Annotated in this window: 17 protein-coding genes; 11 read left to right on the plus strand and 6 right to left on the minus strand. The window is 60.8% G+C overall.

The features are described from left to right. Positions 1-16 precede the first annotated feature (16 nt). The 3 genes from AC5RV1_RS04735 to glmS all read right to left on the minus strand — a co-directional run bounded on the left by AC5RV1_RS04735 (position 17) and on the right by glmS (position 4,084). A complete protein-coding gene (locus AC5RV1_RS04735; protein WP_493993738.1) occupies positions 17-1,612 on the minus strand; it encodes an NAD(P)H-hydrate epimerase in 1,596 nt (531 codons plus the stop codon). Between the two features lie 32 nt (positions 1,613-1,644). After that, complete coding sequence (locus AC5RV1_RS04740) at positions 1,645-1,992, minus strand: holo-ACP synthase (protein WP_013601780.1); 348 nt, start codon at positions 1,990-1,992, stop codon at positions 1,645-1,647. Positions 1,993-2,197: 205 nt separating this feature from the next. Then, positions 2,198-4,084 carry a glutamine--fructose-6-phosphate transaminase (isomerizing) gene (gene glmS, locus AC5RV1_RS04745; protein ID WP_493993739.1) on the minus strand — a complete coding sequence of 629 codons (1,887 nt, stop codon included), beginning with the start codon at positions 4,082-4,084 and terminating at the stop codon, positions 2,198-2,200. Between the two features lie 134 nt (positions 4,085-4,218). Here glmS and coaA point away from each other — a divergent pair, with 134 nt between their 5' ends. Genes coaA through mscL form a run of 3 tightly spaced genes read left to right on the plus strand, consistent with a single transcriptional unit; the run spans position 4,219 to position 6,502 of the window. After that, positions 4,219-5,184, plus strand: a complete 966-nt coding sequence (gene coaA, locus AC5RV1_RS04750) for a type I pantothenate kinase (RefSeq protein WP_493993740.1) — start codon at positions 4,219-4,221, stop codon at positions 5,182-5,184. A 5-nt stretch (positions 5,185-5,189) separates the two neighbouring features. Continuing rightward, entirely contained in the window at positions 5,190-6,074 is an 885-nt protein-coding gene (locus AC5RV1_RS04755) for a M15 family metallopeptidase (protein ID WP_493993741.1), read from the plus strand. Between the two features lie 23 nt (positions 6,075-6,097). Then, on the plus strand, positions 6,098-6,502 hold the full coding sequence (gene mscL, locus AC5RV1_RS04760) for a large conductance mechanosensitive channel protein MscL (RefSeq protein WP_493993742.1): 405 nt from the start codon (positions 6,098-6,100) through the stop codon (positions 6,500-6,502). Positions 6,503-6,565: 63 nt separating this feature from the next. Here the strand turns inward: mscL and glmM are convergent, their stop codons facing one another. Continuing rightward, positions 6,566-7,927 (minus strand): phosphoglucosamine mutase, encoded by a 1,362-nt coding sequence (gene glmM / locus AC5RV1_RS04765; RefSeq protein ID WP_493993743.1) that lies wholly within the window; start codon positions 7,925-7,927, stop codon positions 6,566-6,568. A 183-nt stretch (positions 7,928-8,110) separates the two neighbouring features. On the opposite strand from glmM, the gene AC5RV1_RS04770 reads away from it, so the two are divergent. The 3 genes from AC5RV1_RS04770 (at position 8,111) to AC5RV1_RS04780 (ending at position 13,153) form a co-directional block, all read left to right on the plus strand. Further along, positions 8,111-9,349 carry a bifunctional glycosyltransferase family 2/GtrA family protein gene (locus AC5RV1_RS04770; protein ID WP_493993744.1) on the plus strand — a complete coding sequence of 413 codons (1,239 nt, stop codon included), beginning with the start codon at positions 8,111-8,113 and terminating at the stop codon, positions 9,347-9,349. 80 nt (positions 9,350-9,429) lie between these two features. Next, entirely contained in the window at positions 9,430-11,235 is a 1,806-nt protein-coding gene (locus AC5RV1_RS04775) for an ArnT family glycosyltransferase (protein WP_493993745.1), read from the plus strand. Then, positions 11,198-13,153 carry an ArnT family glycosyltransferase gene (locus AC5RV1_RS04780; RefSeq protein WP_493993746.1) on the plus strand — a complete coding sequence of 652 codons (1,956 nt, stop codon included), beginning with the start codon at positions 11,198-11,200 and terminating at the stop codon, positions 13,151-13,153. Before AC5RV1_RS04775 ends, AC5RV1_RS04780 begins: the two co-directional genes overlap by 38 nt. A gap of 63 nt (positions 13,154-13,216) precedes the next feature. On the opposite strand, the gene rpsI is transcribed toward AC5RV1_RS04780, so the two are convergent. Together rpsI and rplM are read right to left on the minus strand one after the other, a co-directional pair. After that, complete coding sequence (gene rpsI / locus AC5RV1_RS04785; RefSeq protein ID WP_050684362.1) at positions 13,217-13,723, minus strand: 30S ribosomal protein S9; 507 nt, start codon at positions 13,721-13,723, stop codon at positions 13,217-13,219. Between the two features lie 38 nt (positions 13,724-13,761). Then, positions 13,762-14,205, minus strand: a complete 444-nt coding sequence (gene rplM / locus AC5RV1_RS04790; RefSeq protein WP_015937805.1) for a 50S ribosomal protein L13 — start codon at positions 14,203-14,205, stop codon at positions 13,762-13,764. Positions 14,206-14,499: 294 nt separating this feature from the next. On the opposite strand from rplM, the gene AC5RV1_RS04795 reads away from it, so the two are divergent. The 5 genes from AC5RV1_RS04795 (at position 14,500) to AC5RV1_RS04815 (ending at position 17,347) form a co-directional block, all read left to right on the plus strand. Then, positions 14,500-15,165, plus strand: a complete 666-nt coding sequence (locus AC5RV1_RS04795) for a prepilin peptidase (RefSeq protein WP_493993747.1) — start codon at positions 14,500-14,502, stop codon at positions 15,163-15,165. Between the two features lie 275 nt (positions 15,166-15,440). After that, positions 15,441-15,641: a Flp family type IVb pilin gene (locus tag AC5RV1_RS04800; protein ID WP_493993748.1), complete on the plus strand. Its 201-nt coding sequence runs from the start codon at positions 15,441-15,443 to the stop codon at positions 15,639-15,641. A 29-nt stretch (positions 15,642-15,670) separates the two neighbouring features. Beyond that, positions 15,671-15,871, plus strand: a complete 201-nt coding sequence (locus tag AC5RV1_RS04805) for a Flp family type IVb pilin (RefSeq protein ID WP_493993749.1) — start codon at positions 15,671-15,673, stop codon at positions 15,869-15,871. A gap of 85 nt (positions 15,872-15,956) precedes the next feature. Continuing rightward, a complete protein-coding gene (locus tag AC5RV1_RS04810; RefSeq protein ID WP_493993750.1) occupies positions 15,957-16,355 on the plus strand; it encodes a TadE/TadG family type IV pilus assembly protein in 399 nt (132 codons plus the stop codon). Continuing rightward, complete coding sequence (locus tag AC5RV1_RS04815; RefSeq protein ID WP_493993751.1) at positions 16,343-17,347, plus strand: TadE/TadG family type IV pilus assembly protein; 1,005 nt, start codon at positions 16,343-16,345, stop codon at positions 17,345-17,347. The genes AC5RV1_RS04810 and AC5RV1_RS04815 overlap by 13 nt, the downstream gene beginning before the upstream one ends. Positions 17,348-17,350 lie beyond the last annotated feature (3 nt).

Consider the following 17,350-nt stretch of genomic DNA (forward strand, 5'->3'; position numbering starts at 1 on the left):
CGGTGCGAACTAATGCCTACCGTAACGGCTGGGTGTGACTATTACGTTTCCGGACCCCAGAGTTACTAAGCGTGCTTACTTTACCCCAAACATGCGGTAAGGCGTCGGCGATTCCGCCCGCAGCGATCGGCCCGCCGAAGCAGGCGTCCGACGCCGCCCTCCCGGCGCGGCCATGCAGCGCGGCTCCCAGCGCGGCCATGACAGCCCACCGTACCTCCTCTTTTACGCCTAACTTCTGGAAGAGCCCGACGTCGGGACCCGCCTGGGCGAGCAGCGCACCGATGACGCCCGCCAGCACGTCGCCGCTGCCGGCAGTGGCGAGCCAGGGCGTTCCGTCCGCCTGGCTGTAGACGTCCCCGGAGGGTGCGGCCACCAGAGTGGTGGCGCCTTTGAGCAGGACGGTGGCTCCGGTCAGCTTTGCAGCTTGGCAGACGGCGCCGAGGGTTCCGGCTTCCACTGCAGCGCGGTCCACCTCAACTCCCAATCGCTTCAGCAGCGCGGCGAGCTCGCCAGCGTGAGGGGTCAGCACCACATTCGGGGCGAGCGCATCGGGAAGGGCGGGAAGCGCACCGGCATCCGCCACCACAGGCAATCCGGACTCCACGGCGTCACGGGCGCGCTGCAGCTGTTCGTGGTCTTCGGGTCCCATACCGGAGCCCACCAGCCACGCCTGGACCCTGTTTTCAGCCACGGTGCCGGTACTGCACACCACTTCCGGGCAGGACTGCCGGATCAGGTCCGCGACCGCGGGCGGCCCGAGATAGCGCACCATACCGACTCCCGCAGCAAGTGCACCGCGGCATGCCAGGACGGCTGCGCCGGGATAATGTGCGGATCCCGCAACCACTCCCAGGACTCCGCGGGAGTACTTGTGGGCACGGCGGGCAGGATTGGGAAGGAAGCCTGCGATGTCTGCATCCTCGAGCCGCCGCAGGATGCTGCGTTCAAAATTGTCCTCGATGCCAATAGGCACCACTTCTACCCTGCCGGCATAATCTGCGCCGGGATCCGCCAGCAGGCCCGCCTTCGCCGCCCCGAAAGTCACCGTCACATCCGCAGGCAGGACCGGTCCGGACACCTCCCCGGTATCAGCGTCCACACCGCTGGGCAGGTCGCACGCCACCACTAAACCGGGGGCGATGTGTCCATCCCGGGCATCGGCGATGGCCTGGACCAGGTTTGCCGCACTCCCCCACAGCCCGCCTTTCGCACCGGTACCCAACACGGCATCGATCACGACACCGGTGCGCGCCGTCTCTGCGGCAACTTCGCCAAGTGCTGCGTCCGTGAGGTGGCGCACCCGTCCGCCGGCACCTTCAAAAGCAGCCAGGGCCTGGGGATGTGCCGAATCTGCGGTGAGCACCGCCGTCGTACGCATGCCCCTGGCGGTGAGGAAGGCCGCGGCGTAGAGCCCGTCCCCACCGTTGTTGCCCTTGCCGGTGAGCACCACAAGGCTGGAGCCGTAGATCCGGCGGCCGCGGGACTGGTGTTCCCTGACGATGGTGTTGGCCAGCCCATGGGCTGCGCGCTGCATGAGGACGTTTCCCAGGCCGGCAGCCAGAAGGGGCTCCTCGGCGTCCCGGACTTGGGTTCCGGTGTAGGCGCTGATCACGTTTGTCGGTGGCGCGGCGGGCCGGTTCCGGTTCAGCCTTCGGCCAGGACCGTAGCCGTGGCAATGCCGCCGTCGTGGCTGATCGAGAGATGCCAGCGCTTGACGCCCTTGGCCTCGGCGACCGCCAGCACCGTGCCCTTGACCTGGACGGTGGGTCCGTTGTGATCCAGGCCGATCCAGCAGTCCTGCCAGTTCATGCCAGCGGGCGCACCGAGGACCTTGGCCACAGCTTCCTTCGCGGCGAACCTCGCGGCCAGCGAGCGGGTGTTCAGCTCCCGCTCCGCAGGGACGAACAGCCTGTCCCGGAGGCCGGGGGTGCGCTCAAGCTGGCGGCCGAACCGCTCGATGTCTACAACGTCTACGCCTATGCCAACAATCATGCGGCCATTCTACGGTGACACTCCTGGGCTCCCGCGCCGCAGCGCGCTCGACAGGAATGCGTGGTTATTGGGCTCTCAGCTTAATGGCTGCCCTGTAATTCCGGGGGCTCCTGCCGCTGAGGCCAGCAAAAGTCGCGCGAACTGGTCCAAAAAAGCTGAAGCCCCGGGCTCTCTGCCCGGGGCTTCAGCTGTAGATCAGAACCTGCTACTCGACCGTGACGCTCTTGGCGAGGTTGCGGGGCTGGTCCACGTCGTAGCCCTTGGCTGCGGCGAGTTCCGCGGCGAAGATCTGCAGCGGGACGGTGGTCAGCAACGGCATCAGCAGAGTTGGGGTTTCGGGGACGTAGAAGACGTGCTCGGCGTAGGCCTTGACCGCTTCGTCGCCTTCCTCGGCGATGACCAGGGTGCGGGCGCCGCGGGCGCGGACTTCCTGGATGTTGGACACGACCTTGGCGTGCAGCGAGTCGCGGCCGCGCGGGGACGGGACCACCACGAACACCGGCTGGCCTTCATCGATCAGGGCGATGGGGCCGTGCTTGAGCTCGCCGGCGGCGAAGCCCTCGGCGTGGATGTACGCGATTTCCTTCAGCTTCAGCGCGCCCTCGAGGGCCACCGGGTAACCTACGTGGCGGCCCAGGAACAGCACCGACTTCTCGTCAGCCATGGACCGGGCGAGCTCGCGCAACGGCCCTGCGTTGTCCAGGATCTTCTGGATCTTCGCGGGGATTTTGTTCAGGTCCGCGAGGACGTCCTTGATCTGGCCGGAGAAGATGTTCCCGCGCAGCTGTGCCAGATACAGGCCCAGCAGGTACGCGGCGGTGATCTGCGCCAGGAACGCCTTGGTGGAGGCCACAGCAATTTCCGGGCCCGCGTGTGTGTACAGCACGGCGTCGGATTCACGCGGGATGGTGGAGCCATTGGTGTTGCAGATCGAGATGGTCTTCGCGCCCTGCTCGCGGGCGTACCGGACGGCCATCAGAGTGTCCATGGTCTCGCCTGACTGGCTGATCGAGACCACCAGGGTGTTCTCGTCCAGGATCGGATCGCGGTAGCGGAACTCATGCGCGAGCTCCACCTCGGTGGGGATCCGGCACCAGTTCTCGATCGCGTACTTCGCCACGGTGCCGGCGTATGCGGCGGTACCGCAGGCCAGCACGATGATCTTATTGACCTGCTTCAGCCGTTCAACATCGATCCGCAGCTCATCAAGGGTCAGCTTGCCGTTGATGTCCGACCGGCCCAGCAGGGTCTGCGCCACGGCGTCGGGCTGGTCATGGATTTCCTTCTCCATGAACGAGCTGAAACCGCCCTTTTCCGCCGAGGCGGGGTCCCAGTCCACGTGGTATTCCTTGCCCTCGGCCGGGTTGCCGTAAAAGTCCGTGATCTCCACCGTGTCCGCGGTGATCGTCACGATCTGGTCCTGGCCCAGCTCCACGGCGCGGCGGGTGTAGTCGATGAACCCGGACACGTCCGAACCCAGGAAGTTTTCGCCCTCGCCCAGGCCCACCACCAGGGGCGAGTTGCGGCGGGCGGCGACGACGACGTCGGGCTGGTCAGCGTGGACCGCCAGCAAGGTGAAAGCGCCCTCCAGGCGCTGGCAGGCCAGCTCCATCGCGCGGGTCAGGCCGCCGTCGGAGGTGTCCCCGCCCAGCTTGTTCCGGAAGATATCCCCCAGCAGCGCCGCGGCCACCTCGGTGTCCGTCTCGGACAGGAACGTTACGCCCTTATCCAGCAGCTCAAGCTTCAGCTCGGCGAAGTTTTCGATGATGCCGTTGTGGATCACGGCGAGTTTGCCGTCATCTGCCAGGTGCGGGTGCGCGTTCCGGTCCGTCGGACCACCATGGGTCGCCCAGCGCGTGTGGCCGATCCCGGTGACGGTTTCCGGCAGCGGACGGGCCTCCAGCTCGGCGATCAGGTTGCTCAGCTTCCCCGACTTCTTACGGGACTCAATCAAACCCTGGGACACCACAGCGACCCCTGCGGAGTCATAGCCCCGGTACTCCAGGCGCCGCAGTCCCTCCAGGACAACATCCAGCGCACTGTGATTCCCGCCGTTACCAGAACGGCCCACATATCCTACGATTCCACACATAGGCTCAAGACTATCGGCAGGGGTGCCTCGGACTTAAACCAAGCGCTGCCGGGAGCCGCCTCTGTTGCATGCTCGCGGGTGTGAGTGCGCGCCCGCATTTCGCTCTCGGCCGGGCTGGGGGCAGAATCTCTAAAGTGACTGTGCAACGCAATGACGCGAACGGCGAAGGCGTCTCCCCGTTCGTTGAGCTGGACCGGCAGACCTGGTCCCGGCTCGCCGATGAGATGGAACAACCTCTTAATCAGGAGGATATCGACCGTCTCCGCGGCCTTGGCGACCCCCTGGACATCAAGGAGGTCCGGGAGGTTTACCTTCCGCTCTCCCGGCTCCTGCACCTGTATGTTGAGGCCGCCGGCCAGCTTCACGCGGCCACCACCACCTTCCTGGGCGAGCAAACCCAGCGCACTCCGTTTGTCATCGGCGTGGCGGGCTCGGTCGCCGTCGGCAAGTCCACCATCGCCCGCGTTCTCCGCGAAATGCTGCGCCGCTGGCCTGGCACCCCCAATGTGGAACTCATCACCACTGACGGTTTCCTGTACCCCCTGGCTGAACTGAAGCGCCGGCAACTGCTGGAGCGGAAGGGCTTTCCGGAGTCCTACGACCGCCGGGCGCTGCTGCGCTTTGTGAGCGAAATCAAGAGCGGCGCTGAGGAAGTTCGAGCTCCCTGGTATTCCCACGTCACCTACGACATCGTTCCGGGCAAGGAAGTGGTGGTCCGCCGCCCCGACGTGCTGATCGTGGAAGGGCTTAACGTCCTGGCACCGGCACGGCCGCGGCATGACGGCCGGCAGGGGCTGGCCCTGAGCGATTTCTTCGACTTCTCCATCTACGTGGATGCAAAGACTTCCTATATTGAGGAATGGTACGTGGACAGGTTCCGCAAGCTCCGCACCACGGCGTTCGCGCAGCCGGAGTCCTACTTCCACCGCTACGCAGCCCTCTCCGACGAGGAGGCGGAGAGCACTGCCCGGGATATCTGGAAGCGGATCAATGAGCCCAACCTGGAGGAAAACGTCCTCCCCACACGCGGCCGCGCCCAGCTGGTGCTGACCAAAGAAGCGGACCATTCGATCCGCCGCATGCTCCTTCGGAAGGTTTAGCACAGGTGTGCTACCAGTGCACTCCGTCTGAAGCTTCCGGGCAGACGGCGACCAGCCGGCGCACCTTCGCCCGCTTCCTAGCGGCCGGGGCAGGACTCACTGTCCTGGCTGCCTGCACGCCGGAGGCACCCGGGGCGGCGGCGCCGTCGTCCGGCACGCCTTCTGCTTCACCTTCGCTGTCTCCGTCGTCCTCCGCATCCCCCATTCCGACGCCGGAACCCACGACGGCGGCTCCCCCGCCTCCGGAACCGTCCCCGACGCCGTCGCCCTCCTCGGCTTTGCCGCGGCAGTTCTCCCTCACCGACCCTGCCAGCCCCTGGCTGGTGGTCAACAAGCACCGGCCGCTGATCCCGGCAGATTATGTCCCGGCTGACCTGGTACGGCCGGCCGTGGGCATGACCGTCTCCGGCGAGGCGGCCCTGCTGAACAGTACGACGGCGGCCGCGGCCGAGGCGATGTTCGCGGCGGCCGCGGGGGACGGGGTGGCCATGGTGCTGGCAAGCGGGTACCGCTCCTACGGCACACAGGTGGCCACCTACAACGGCTATGTTGCCTCGCGCGGCCAGGCCGACGCCGACACGGCAAGCGCCCGGCCCGGATACTCGGAGCACCAGACCGGCTGGGCCTTTGACATCGCCGACGGCGGGGGTGTGTGCGGTTTCCAACCGTGCTTCGCGGACCAGCCTGCGGCCATATGGGCGAAGGCGAACGGACACCGGTTCGGGTTCGTGGTGCGCTACCCGTGGATGTTCCACCCGATCACGGGGTACTACTACGAGCCGTGGCACCTGCGCTACATTGGCGTGGACGCCGCGACCGACATGGCTGCGCGTGGTATTTTCACGCTGGAGGAGTACTTCGGCGTGGGGGCGGCGCCGGGGTATCCCTAATGCGATGCGCTAGCTTGGTTCCTATGCTGACTGGATTCAAGAATTTCATTATGAAGGGCAATGTTGTTGACCTTGCCGTCGCCGTCGTTATTGGAACCGCCTTTGGCGCGGTAGTGACGGCCCTTGTGAATAAGGTACTCATGCCTTTCATTGCCGGGCTGACAGGTTCGCCGAACTTCGACAGCTTCGCAAAAGTGAACTTCAACGGCAACTTCATCGAGTTTGGCGTGCTGCTGACTGCCATCGTGAATTTCCTGCTGGTTTCCGCGGCGATTTACTTCGTTGTGGTGATGCCGATGAACCTCATGATCGAGCGCCGCAACCGCAGGCTGGGAATCGGCCAGGACGTGAAAAAGGAGTCTGCAGAGGATCCGCAGATCGCGCTGCTGACCGAGATCCGGGACGCGCTGACAAGCCGCACCCCCTGACGCGTTGAATAACGCCAGCGGCCCGTCTCCTTATGGAGGCGGGCCGCTTTGCTGTTAAGGGACCTATTCGGAGATGAGTTCCAAAGCGAGCTCTGCCCGGACCACCTGGGCAAGGTGTTCGGCAATGGACTGGGCGGTCTCTTCGTCGGCAGCCTCAACCATCACGCGCACCACAGGCTCAGTACCGGAGGGGCGGAGCAGGACGCGGCCGGTATCGCCCAGCGCGGCTTCCGCGGACGCCACAGCCTGAGCGAGGACCTCGTTCCTCTTCACTCCGGCGCGCTCCACACCCTTGACGTTGATGAGGACCTGGGGAAGCTTGGTCATCACCGTGGCGAGTTCCTTGAGCGGCTTTCCGGTCAGGGCAATCTGGGCTGCGAGCTGCAGTCCGGTGAGCACGCCGTCCCCGGTAGTGGCGTGGTCGGCGAAAATTACGTGGCCGGACTGTTCTCCGCCCAGGTTGAAGCCGCCGTCGCGCATTTCCTCGAGGACGTAGCGGTCCCCCACTGCGGTTTCGCGGATGCTGATGCCCGCTTCGCGGAGCGCGATCTTCAATCCGAGGTTGCTCATAACAGTTGCCACCAGGACATCGTCCCTGAGCTTGCCTGACGCCTTCAGCGCCACGGCGAGGATGGCCATGATCTGGTCGCCATCCACTTCGTTGCCCTCGTGGTCCACGGCGAGGCAGCGATCTGCGTCGCCGTCGTGGGCGATTCCCAGGTTGGCGCCGTACTTGACGACGGCCTCCTTCAGGGGACCCAGGTGGGTGGAGCCGACGCCGTCGTTGATGTTGTGGCCGTCCGGGTCAGCACCGATCACAATGACGTTCGCGCCGGCGTCCTTGAAGACCTGGGGCGAGCAACCGCTGGCAGCACCGTGGGCGCAGTCCAGAACCACCGTGAGTCCGTCCAGCCGGTGCGGCAGGGTCTGGAGGAGGTGGACGATGTAGCGGTCCTCCGCGTCCGAGAAGCGCTGGATTCGTCCCACATCGGCGCCGACCGGGCGCACTGCCTCCTTGGACATCTGCGCCTCGATGGCGTCCTCCACCTCGTCCGGGAGCTTCTGGCCGCCGCGGGCGAAGAACTTGATGCCGTTGTCGGGCGCAGGGTTGTGGGAGGCTGAGATCATGACGCCGAAGTCAGCGTCCAGGTCCGCCACGAGATAGGCCGCCGCCGGAGTGGGGAGGACGCCGGCGTCGTAAACGTCAATGCCGGAGCTCGAGAGTCCGGCCTCCACCGCCGCGGCAATGAATTCACCGCTTGCCCGCGGATCGCGGGCTACGACGGCGCGCGGCCGGGACCCGTTGGATTTGCGGTCATGGCCGAGTACGACGGCGGCCGCCTGGGCCAGCTGCATAGCGAGCTCCGCAGTCAACAGACCGTTCGCCAGCCCCCGGACACCATCAGTTCCAAATAATCTAGACACCGGTCAAGTCTAGAGGATGGGGCGGGCGACACCTGCGTAGGTGGCTTATCCTCACCGCTTCTACTTGCTGAGTACCTGCCTTTGAGCAGGGGCAATTACTGGGACTACTTGGTTCTTTTCGCCGTTACCTGTCTTTGCTGAAAAGCCTCGTCATCCGCATTTTGCCGCCCGTACGATCCATGCATGACACCTAGCTATGGGGGCTTGGCGCTCGAAATTGTTGTACCGGTCTACAACGAAGAAGCGGTACTCGAAACCAGCATCATAAGGCTCGCCGAATATCTGACGCACGAAATGCCGTCGACGTGGAAAATCACCATCGCCGATAATGCAAGCACCGATCGGACTCCGGTGATTGCCGCTCGCCTTAGCGAGCACATGCCGAACGTTGAATATCGCCGTCTTGAGGTTAAGGGCCGCGGACTCGCGCTAAGAGATGCTTGGGGCGCTTCAGATGCGAAAGTCCTCGCCTATCTGGACGTCGATCTTTCCACCGATCTTGCAGCGTTACCACCGCTGGTTGCGCCCTTACTTTCGGGACACTCCGACATTTCCATAGGCACGCGACTGGGCCAAAGCTCGCGCGTGAGTAGAGGTCCGAAGCGGGAATTCATATCCAGGTCTTATAACTTCCTGCTCCGGCGGACCATGCAAGTGCGCTTTTCGGATGCTCAGTGCGGGTTTAAGGCAATTCGGGCCGATGTTGCCAAACGGCTTCTCCCCCATGTGGAGGATAATGGCTGGTTTTTCGACACCGAACTGCTGATCATTGCCGAGCGTTCCGGACTCCGTATTCACGAAATCCCGGTCGACTGGGTGGATGATCCTGACAGCCGGGTGGACATCAAACAGACTGCTATCGACGACCTTCGCGGTATGGCTCGCGTTGCTGGTTCTTTGGTCAAGGGCGTGATTCCCGTTCAGGCGATTTACGCCGAACTGGGACGTCGCCCCATTGTGCCCGTGGACCGACCCAGCTTCTTTGGCCAGGTGCTGCGCTTTGGCGTTGTTGGCGTAGTTTCGACGCTGGCTTTCGCACTTCTATATCTCGTTTTCCAAGCTCGGTTCGGCTCTCAAGAGGCAAACTTCTTAGCCCTGCTGCTAACTGCTGTTGGCAACACGGCTGCGAACCGGCGATTCACGTTCGGCATCAGCGGCACCGAGAAGCTGTTCACGCACCAGTTCCAAGGCTTGATCGTCTTTCTCCTGGCCTGGAGCATGACCTCCTCTTCGTTGTTGCTGCTGCACAGCTTGCAGCCCGAGGCGGCACCTAGGACAGAACTTTTGGTTCTGACCGCTGCGAACGTTCTCGCCACGCTGATGCGGTTTGTCCTGCTGCGGCTCTGGGTCTTCCGGGTGCGGCGGAACCGCGAAATGTCTGCAGTGTTGGCTCTGCGTCCCGCAGGGGAGCCGGTGCGGTGAGCGTGGCCGAGGCGAGCCGGGCAGCGGCTCCTGTAAAAGACGGTGCTCTTCGCAATGCCGTGACGTGGGAAAGGACCGGCTTGGCCGTCCTACTAACCGCTACCACTGCATCGTTCCTTTGGGGGCTGGACCGCAACGGCTGGGCCAATCCCTACTACTCAGCGGCCGCGCAAGCCGGATCCCAAGACTGGAAGTCATTTTTCTTTGGATCCTTCGAATGGGGCAACCTTATTACTATCGACAAGACGCCTCTGAGCACTTGGGTATCGTCTTTATCTGTTCGGCTCTTTGGCCTTAACAGCTGGTCGCTTCTTATACCACAAGCAGCCATGGGGATCGCAACAACATACCTCGTCTATCGGCTACTCTTGCGTGCTTTTGGAGCCGCTCCTGCCTTACTAGGTGGTTCTATCTACGCTGCCACCCCGGTCGTTTTCTTGATGTCGAGGTTCAACAACCCGGACCCGTTGATGGGTCTCTTGATGGTCGCCGCGGTCTACCTCACCGTAGAAGCATCAAGAAACGGACGTTTACGTGCATTTGCACTTGCTGGCATATTGCTTGGACTAGCCTTTATGGCCAAACAGGCGCAGGCACTAATAGTTGTGCCTGCCCTGTCTCTTGCCGTGATTACGCTAGGTACAGGCAACATGGGAGCCCGAGTTAAACGCCTCTCAACTGCCGCTGTATCGCTTATCGCTACCGGCTCCGCCTGGCTACTAGCAGTAGAAATCACGCCTGCTTCCGAACGGCCGTACATAGGTGGATCTTGGACCAACAGCGCTCTCGAGCTAACCTTCGACTACAACGGACTCGGCCGTTTCATTCAAGTACCCATCACCGTCACCGGCGACAGGCCTCAATCCAGCAACGACGAATTGGCGCCGTATAATGGCGGGCTATCACGAATGTTCGATGGTAACTTCGCCCCTGAAATAGCCTGGCTTCTTTTCCCGTCCATAGGACTAGTCATTGTGCTTATGGCACTAAACCGCACCCTGTCGCTCAACCAGCACCAAAAGATCATTACGGCTATCGCTGTTGTGTGGTTTGCAACGGCACTCCTAATCCTTTGCTTCATGGGAACGGCGATTCATACTTATTACACCTATTCGCTTGCAACTCCCATCGCTCTTGTACTTCCGATTGGTCTCTATGTCATGTGGCAACGGCGGAACAGGCCGATTCTCAGGCTGACGGGAGCAGTCTTGATCGGTGCCACCGCATACATGACGATTAGGATATTCAACTACAGCGATGAATGGCCCTTATGGTTCCGCGTGATAGTGACTGTCAGTGGAACCGCCGCGGTAGCCGGCTGGATGTGGAGCAAATCATCGGTTGCGAAGCGCGCCACGCTTGCAATTGTGGCTTGCACTCTTTTGATTGGTCCGGTGGGCGCTAACAGTTACACCTTGTCGATCCCACAGAAAGGCACAAACCCGCAGTCTGGTCCCATCGCCAATGATCCCAGAGCAATATCACGAAATTTAGAGCGTGTTAGGACCGGGAATCCAGCCTGGGCACTCCAAACGGCGTACGGCGCAGCACCTGCGGAAGCCTACTTGGATCTAATGCGCGAAACGGCAGGCTCCCAAGATTGGGCCGCAGCGACCTACCCCGCGCAGAACGCAGCTCTATACCAACTGGAATCTGGGCGCCCGGTAATTCCGCTAGGTGGCTGGCTCGGGACCGACCCCGCACCGACGCTGGGCAAATTCAAAGAACTAGTACGCGAGCACAGGATTGGCTACTTCATCTGGCAGCAGGATCTGCTGGACCGAGGGGAACTTAGTCAGGAAACAATCGACATATCGGGTTGGGTCGCGGAAAACTTCGAGGAGCGGAATGTTGACGGTGTCAGATTCTACGATCTACGGGGATAGCCCGGTCAAGGCTGCCTTCTTCCAGCTGGTCAAGTCGACCAACGAGACTGCAAGGTTCAGGGTCCGTTTTCTGTGGCGGGGCAGCGCAGCTGACCCGCCATGGGAGAGGCCAGCACTGCTGTTCCTCTTGCTTGCTAACACAGTTCTCTATAGCTGGAACCTAAGTGCAAACGGTTGGGCGAATTACTTCTACTCGGCAGCTGTCCAGTCTGGAACTATGGATGCCCAGGCATTCTTTTTCGGTTCCTCAGACTGGGGTAACTCGATTACGGTTGATAAACCCCCATTGAGTCTGTGGCTGATGGGGGTTTCAGTCAGGCTATTTGGTTTTAGTCCAGCAGGGATGCTCCTCCCGCAGGTCGCATTGGGCGTGGGCACGACGCTGCTGATCTATCTCATCCTCAAACACTGCGTTTCGGGTATTGCTGCGCTGCTGGCTTCCATGGTCTTTTTCACTACCCCCATAGTCACTTTGATGTCGCGTTACAATAACCCCGATCCACTCATGCTGTTCTTGATGACGGGGGCGGCATGGTTCGTGGTAAAAAGCATCTGCACCGGCCGCGGCCGGTGGTTCATTGTTGCGGGCGGTTTTCTCGGGCTAGCGTTCATGACGAAACAACTTCAAGGGTTGCTCTGTGTACCGGCTTGCGGTATGGCCTATCTGTTTCTAGGCCCGACAAGCTGGGCGTTGAGACTTCGAACAACAATCGCAGCAATTGGAGCACTAGTCGTTTCTGGTGGGTTGTGGATGACTATCGTTGATTCAATTCCCGCAGAAAGTAGACCATATGTCGGAGGGTCGCCCTCTGACAGCGTATGGGAGTTAACAGTCGGCTACAACGGCATTGGCCGGATTCTGGGCGGCGCGGAAGTGCCGAAAACGATGGCTGTTCCGAGCCATTACACCACGGCGGACAGCGATGCCGGGCTCCTGAGGTTGCTCAACGCCAATTACAATCAGGAAGCATCTTGGCTGCTCTTCGGAACTCTATTGGCAGCAGTCGTCCTCGTCACTCGCTGGAAAAAACTGCCGAAGACGGCCGGGTTCCGTACGCTGGTGGTTATCTCAGTGGGATGGTTGGTGACGGCATACGTACTGTTGAGCTTCATGGGCGATCAAATCCATACGTACTACACTGCGGCGCTGGCGCCACCTCTCGCTTTGACTGTAGGAATGTTTACCGATGAGCTCATTCGAAACTCCACAGAGAAAATGGTTCGTCTAGTCGGATCCGTAGTGGCGTTGAGCATGTTGATTACGTCTTGGCTCATCTTAGGGGGCCTTACTGAGTGGCCCATTTGGCTGCCAGGGGTGATCCTGGTTTTAGGCATCCTTGGCCTATCGGCCTTAGCGATCAAGCCCCCCACGATCAAAGTTGAACTGGTCGCTGCCTGCCTACTCCTCGTGTCAGTCTTGTGCGGACCGGTGATGACTTCGGTCCATAACGTGACCGTAGCGTTCAGCGGTTCCAATCCGTGGTCGGGAGTCCCTTCCAAAAACCCTGCTGCCATCAGCCACATGCTGGAAGCAATGCAAACCAACGAACTCACGTGGGGACACGACATCGCGTTCGGAAGAGACCCTGATTGGCAAGTAATCGACGCCCTAAAAGAAACCACTTGTACATGGGCAGCGGCCAGCTATGCCAGCCAGACAGCGGCGCGTCTTCAACTTGAATCGAATCGCCCTGTCATGCCATTAGGCGGCTTTGCAGGCCTAGACCCGTCACCCACAGTGGAGGAATTTGCGGCCAGAGTTTCAGAAGGAGAGATATGCTACTTCATTCAACAAGAAGCCTTCGTTGCAGTTCAAGAAACGAACTCAGAAAGTGCGGCAATATCGAGGTGGGTCCACAACAATTTCTCTTCGGAAAGGCTCGGTAGCACGACCGTCTATTTATTAAAGAGGGAATAAAAGTTCAGCAGTCGCAAAAAGCCCGTCCCGCCAATGGCGGGACGGGCTTCTGTGTAAGCGGATTTAGCGCTTGGAGTACTGCTGAGCCTTACGGGCCTTCTTGAGGCCAGCCTTCTTACGCTCGATGACGCGGGCGTCACGTGAGAGGTAGCCGGCCTTCTTCAGGGTGGCGCGGTTGTTCTCGACGTCGATCTCGTTCAGCGAACGGGCGATGCCGAGGCGCAAGGCACCGGCCTGGCCGGAAATGCCACCGCCGTGGATACGGGCGATAACGTCGTAGGCACCTTCGAGATCCAGGATCTTGAAGGGCTCGTTGACGTCCTGCTGGTGCAGCTTGTTCGGGAAGTAGTTGTCCAGCGCGCGGCCGTTGATGGTCCACTTGCCGGAGCCGGGAACAACGCGAACGCGTGCAACGGCTTCCTTGCGGCGACCAACAGCTGCGCCGGCAACGGTCAGTGCCGGGCGCTCCTTCTTCGGCGCAGCGGCGTCAGCAGCTGAGCTTTCAGAGGTGTAGCTGGTCAGGGTTTCCTCAGCCTCAACGGCTTCGGTGGTCTCTTCGTTCTGAGCCACGATTCTCCTTGTATAGATAAGTTGTTTGGTGGCCAGGACTACTGGGCGACCTGGGTGATTTCGAAAGTCTTGGGCTGCTGGGCGGCGTGCGGGTGCTCAGCACCGCGGTACACCTTCAGCTTGCCCAGCTGCTGGGCAGCGAGGGAGTTCTTGGGGAGCATGCCCTTGATGGCCTTCTCAACGGCGCGGACCGGGTTGGATTCCAGCAGTTCCGCGTAGTTGACGGAGGTCAGGCCGCCCGGGTAGCCGGAGTGGCGGTAAGCGCGCTTCTGCTCCAGCTTGGCGCCGGTGAGGGCAACCTTTTCAGCGTTGATGATGATGACGAAGTCGCCCATGTCCATGTGGGATGCAAAGGTGGCCTTGTGCTTGCCGCGCAGCAGGATTGCGGTCTGGCTCGCGAGACGACCAAGGACAACGTCTGTGGCGTCAATGACGTGCCACTGGCGGTTGATATCGCCGGGCTTCGGGGTGTACGTACGCACGGTGTTTGCCTCGTTCTTATTCTGGCGTTCTGGTTTAGGTGTCACTAGCTCGTGCACCTACTATCTATGCGCTACCGGAACAGAGGTGAGGGCTCTATGTAACCAGTCATCCTGTGGTTCCGAATGTGCACGTTGAGGAGTCATCCTGCAACCGGATTCTCAGCGGGCACGCACCATCGGAATAGGACACGCACAACGACTACCAAGATTAGCGTGTTAAGGGGTTCAGGGTCAAAATGGGGTAACCGGAGGCCGTTTCAGCACCTGCCGGCCTGACGGACGCAGGGGGTCGCAGTGTTTGCAACAAGTAATGGGGGTTCTGCCGACTGGCTCCTGGTCGTTGGCGCCGCCATCTTGGGCTTGGTCCTCTCCCCTGTCGCAGAAGTACTCATCGCCAAGCATCTTCCCCGATTGGGCGCCCTTCCCAACCGTCACGCCCGGATCACGACGGCGACACTTACCGGCCTCGCGTGCGCGGCCTTTAGTTTGCGGTTTGGAATGGGTCTCGCCCTGCCGGCTTTTATATTCCTGGCAGCGCTTGGCGTACAGCTTGCCCGCATCGACGTCGCACTGCATTTGCTGCCCAACCCGCTCGTATTAATGCTACTCGCGGGCGGTTTCTTTCTTTTCTTGATGCCGGGCCTATTAAATAAGCAGGCTGATGACCTCCTGCGTTCGGTACTAGGGTCCGTCATTATGTTTGTTGGCTACCTCGTTTTGGGGCTAATTTCCCCCGGCGCCATCGGGATGGGCGACGTGAAGCTTGCGGCACCCGTCGGCCTTTACCTTGGGTACCTAGGCTGGAGTCAACTGCTCTATGGCGGACTCCTGGGCTTTATCCTAAACGGCCTCGTCACGATACTGGTCCTGGGCAGAAAAGGCCGGAACAAAGCCACAGAGGTGGCCCACGGCCCCTCGATGCTCGGCGCCACGGCGGCTGCCGCCCTCTTCCTCACCTAGCTCCCTGAGCGATCTTTCGGGCTCTGGCTCGGTCAAGCGCGCCTCAGGTCCAAGTAGTAGGCCCGTGTACTTGCTTTCCTTTCTAAGTACTGCCCCCGCCTTTCAAGTACGTACTTTTGGCATCCTTGGAAAAAGTCGAGTACTACTACGCATTGTTGCCCTTGCCGCCGAATGACAATCTCTTCTTAGCGAAGTCCAGCCGCTAAGGATTTATGGGGGCAGCTGGAAATTCGTTGAAATCAACTCACCATTTCACCGAATTAAAGGAAACTACAATGACTTCTCTTATGGTCTCGATGATGGCTTTTGTTGCTGGCATCAAGGATCGGTTCGAATCCGAAAAGGGCGCAACGGCCACCGAGTACTCACTGCTCGTCGGCCTTATCGCCCTCGTCATCGTCGCTGGCGTGACGCTGTTTGGCACTAACCTTCAGACCTTCTTCAGCAGCCTGGCCATGAGGGTCGGCGGCTGGTGACAGCACGTATCAACCAAAAGGACCACGCCATGTCTCGAATCAATGATTCCCTTCACGAACTCGTCATCGCTTTGCGGGCCATCTTTTCCCACGAAAAGGGCGCTACGGCGACAGAGTACTCGCTCCTTGTGGGTTTGATCGCCTTGGTGATCGTTGCCGGAGTAACCCTTTTCGGAACCAACCTCCAAACCTTCTTCAGCAGCCTCGCAACAACTGTGGGCGGCTGGTAGGTCAATAGGAAACGGTGTGCCGTGCTCACAAAAGGCGCGGCACACCGCACTTAAAGCCCACGCTGCAACCGTCGAGGGGGACCCGTTGAAACGCAGCCATAAAACTCGGAAACACGACGAGCAAGGCGCAGTGGCCGTCGAGTTCGCCCTCGTCGCCCCGATCTTGGTCGCGATGATTATCGCCATCGTCGAATTTTCTAACGCTTACAACGTTCAGGTGTCCGTTACTCAGGCTTCACGTGAAGCGGCCAGGACTATGGCAATCACAAAGGACGCGGCGAAGGCAACTGCTGCCGGTAAGGCAGGTGCGCCCTCAATCAATGCTTCGCTCTTGACGTTCGACTACTCAGCAGCGACGTGCCCCGCTGCAACCCCAACCGCGAACGCTGTCGTAACCGTCAAGTACAGCGGCTCATCACTGACCGGATTTTTTGGGTCCACTCTCACAGTCTCAGGCAAAGGGGCCATGCAATGCGGCGGTTAATCACCAGGGTTAGGCGTGCACGATCAGGTGAACGCGGAGCGGCCGGGGTAACGGTTGCTGTCATGATGCTTGTTCTCATCGGTGCCGGCGCAATGGCAGTTGACGTCGGGCAGATATACGCCGAACGCGCCCAGCTGCAAAATGGCGCCGACGCAGGCGCCCTGGCTGTGGCGCTAAGTTGCAAACAGGGGACCTGCAATTCAGCCTTGGCGAATGGCCTGGCCAACTCCAATTCGAACGACGCCGCCAGCACCGCGGCCGTCGATCTCACTGTGCCCGGACTAGTCACTGTCACCACATCGACGAAGAATGGCTCATCGAGTTTTCTGACGAACTTTTTCGCTTCGGCGATCAATGCCGGCCCAGTCACGGTTGGCGCTCAGGCGACGGCCGGGGCGGGAGTGCCAGGAAGCGGATCGGGCTTCCCCTTGGCTTTGTCGGACAACTGCTTCAATCTAGCCTCCGGTAGCCAGACTGCCGAAGTACAAAAGATGTCCTACAAGCCTGGGGGTACATGCACAGGTCCGTCCGGAACGCAGATTCCCGGTGGATGGGGCTGGCTCGACGAAAGTTCACCGTGCAACGCCATTACTCATGTTGGCACCAATGACATGGGCTCAGACCCTGGCAACAATCCTCCTAGCGGCTGCGCAACCATTCTTGATAACTGGAAGACCACGCTGCTGGCCGGTGGAGAAGTCAAAGTCCCATTTCCAGTCTTCGATGTCGCCACCGGCAACGGCCAAAACGGCTCCTTCCACATCATCGGCTACGCCTCTTTCAAGATCTGGGGTTGGAAGTTTGGCAACAACGGAGTCTACGAGTTCCGTAACACTGCCAGCGACCCGGGGATGAACAGCTCCCTGGCCTGCAGCGGCGGCAATGACCGCTGCATCATTGGTCAATTCGTCAAGTTCACTGCTATTGGGTCCGGAAGCATTGTCCCCGGCGGTGTGGACCTGGGCACTTCGGAAATTCGACTCATCAAATAGTTC

This window comes from Arthrobacter sp. Hb9-2, assembly GCF_059091165.1.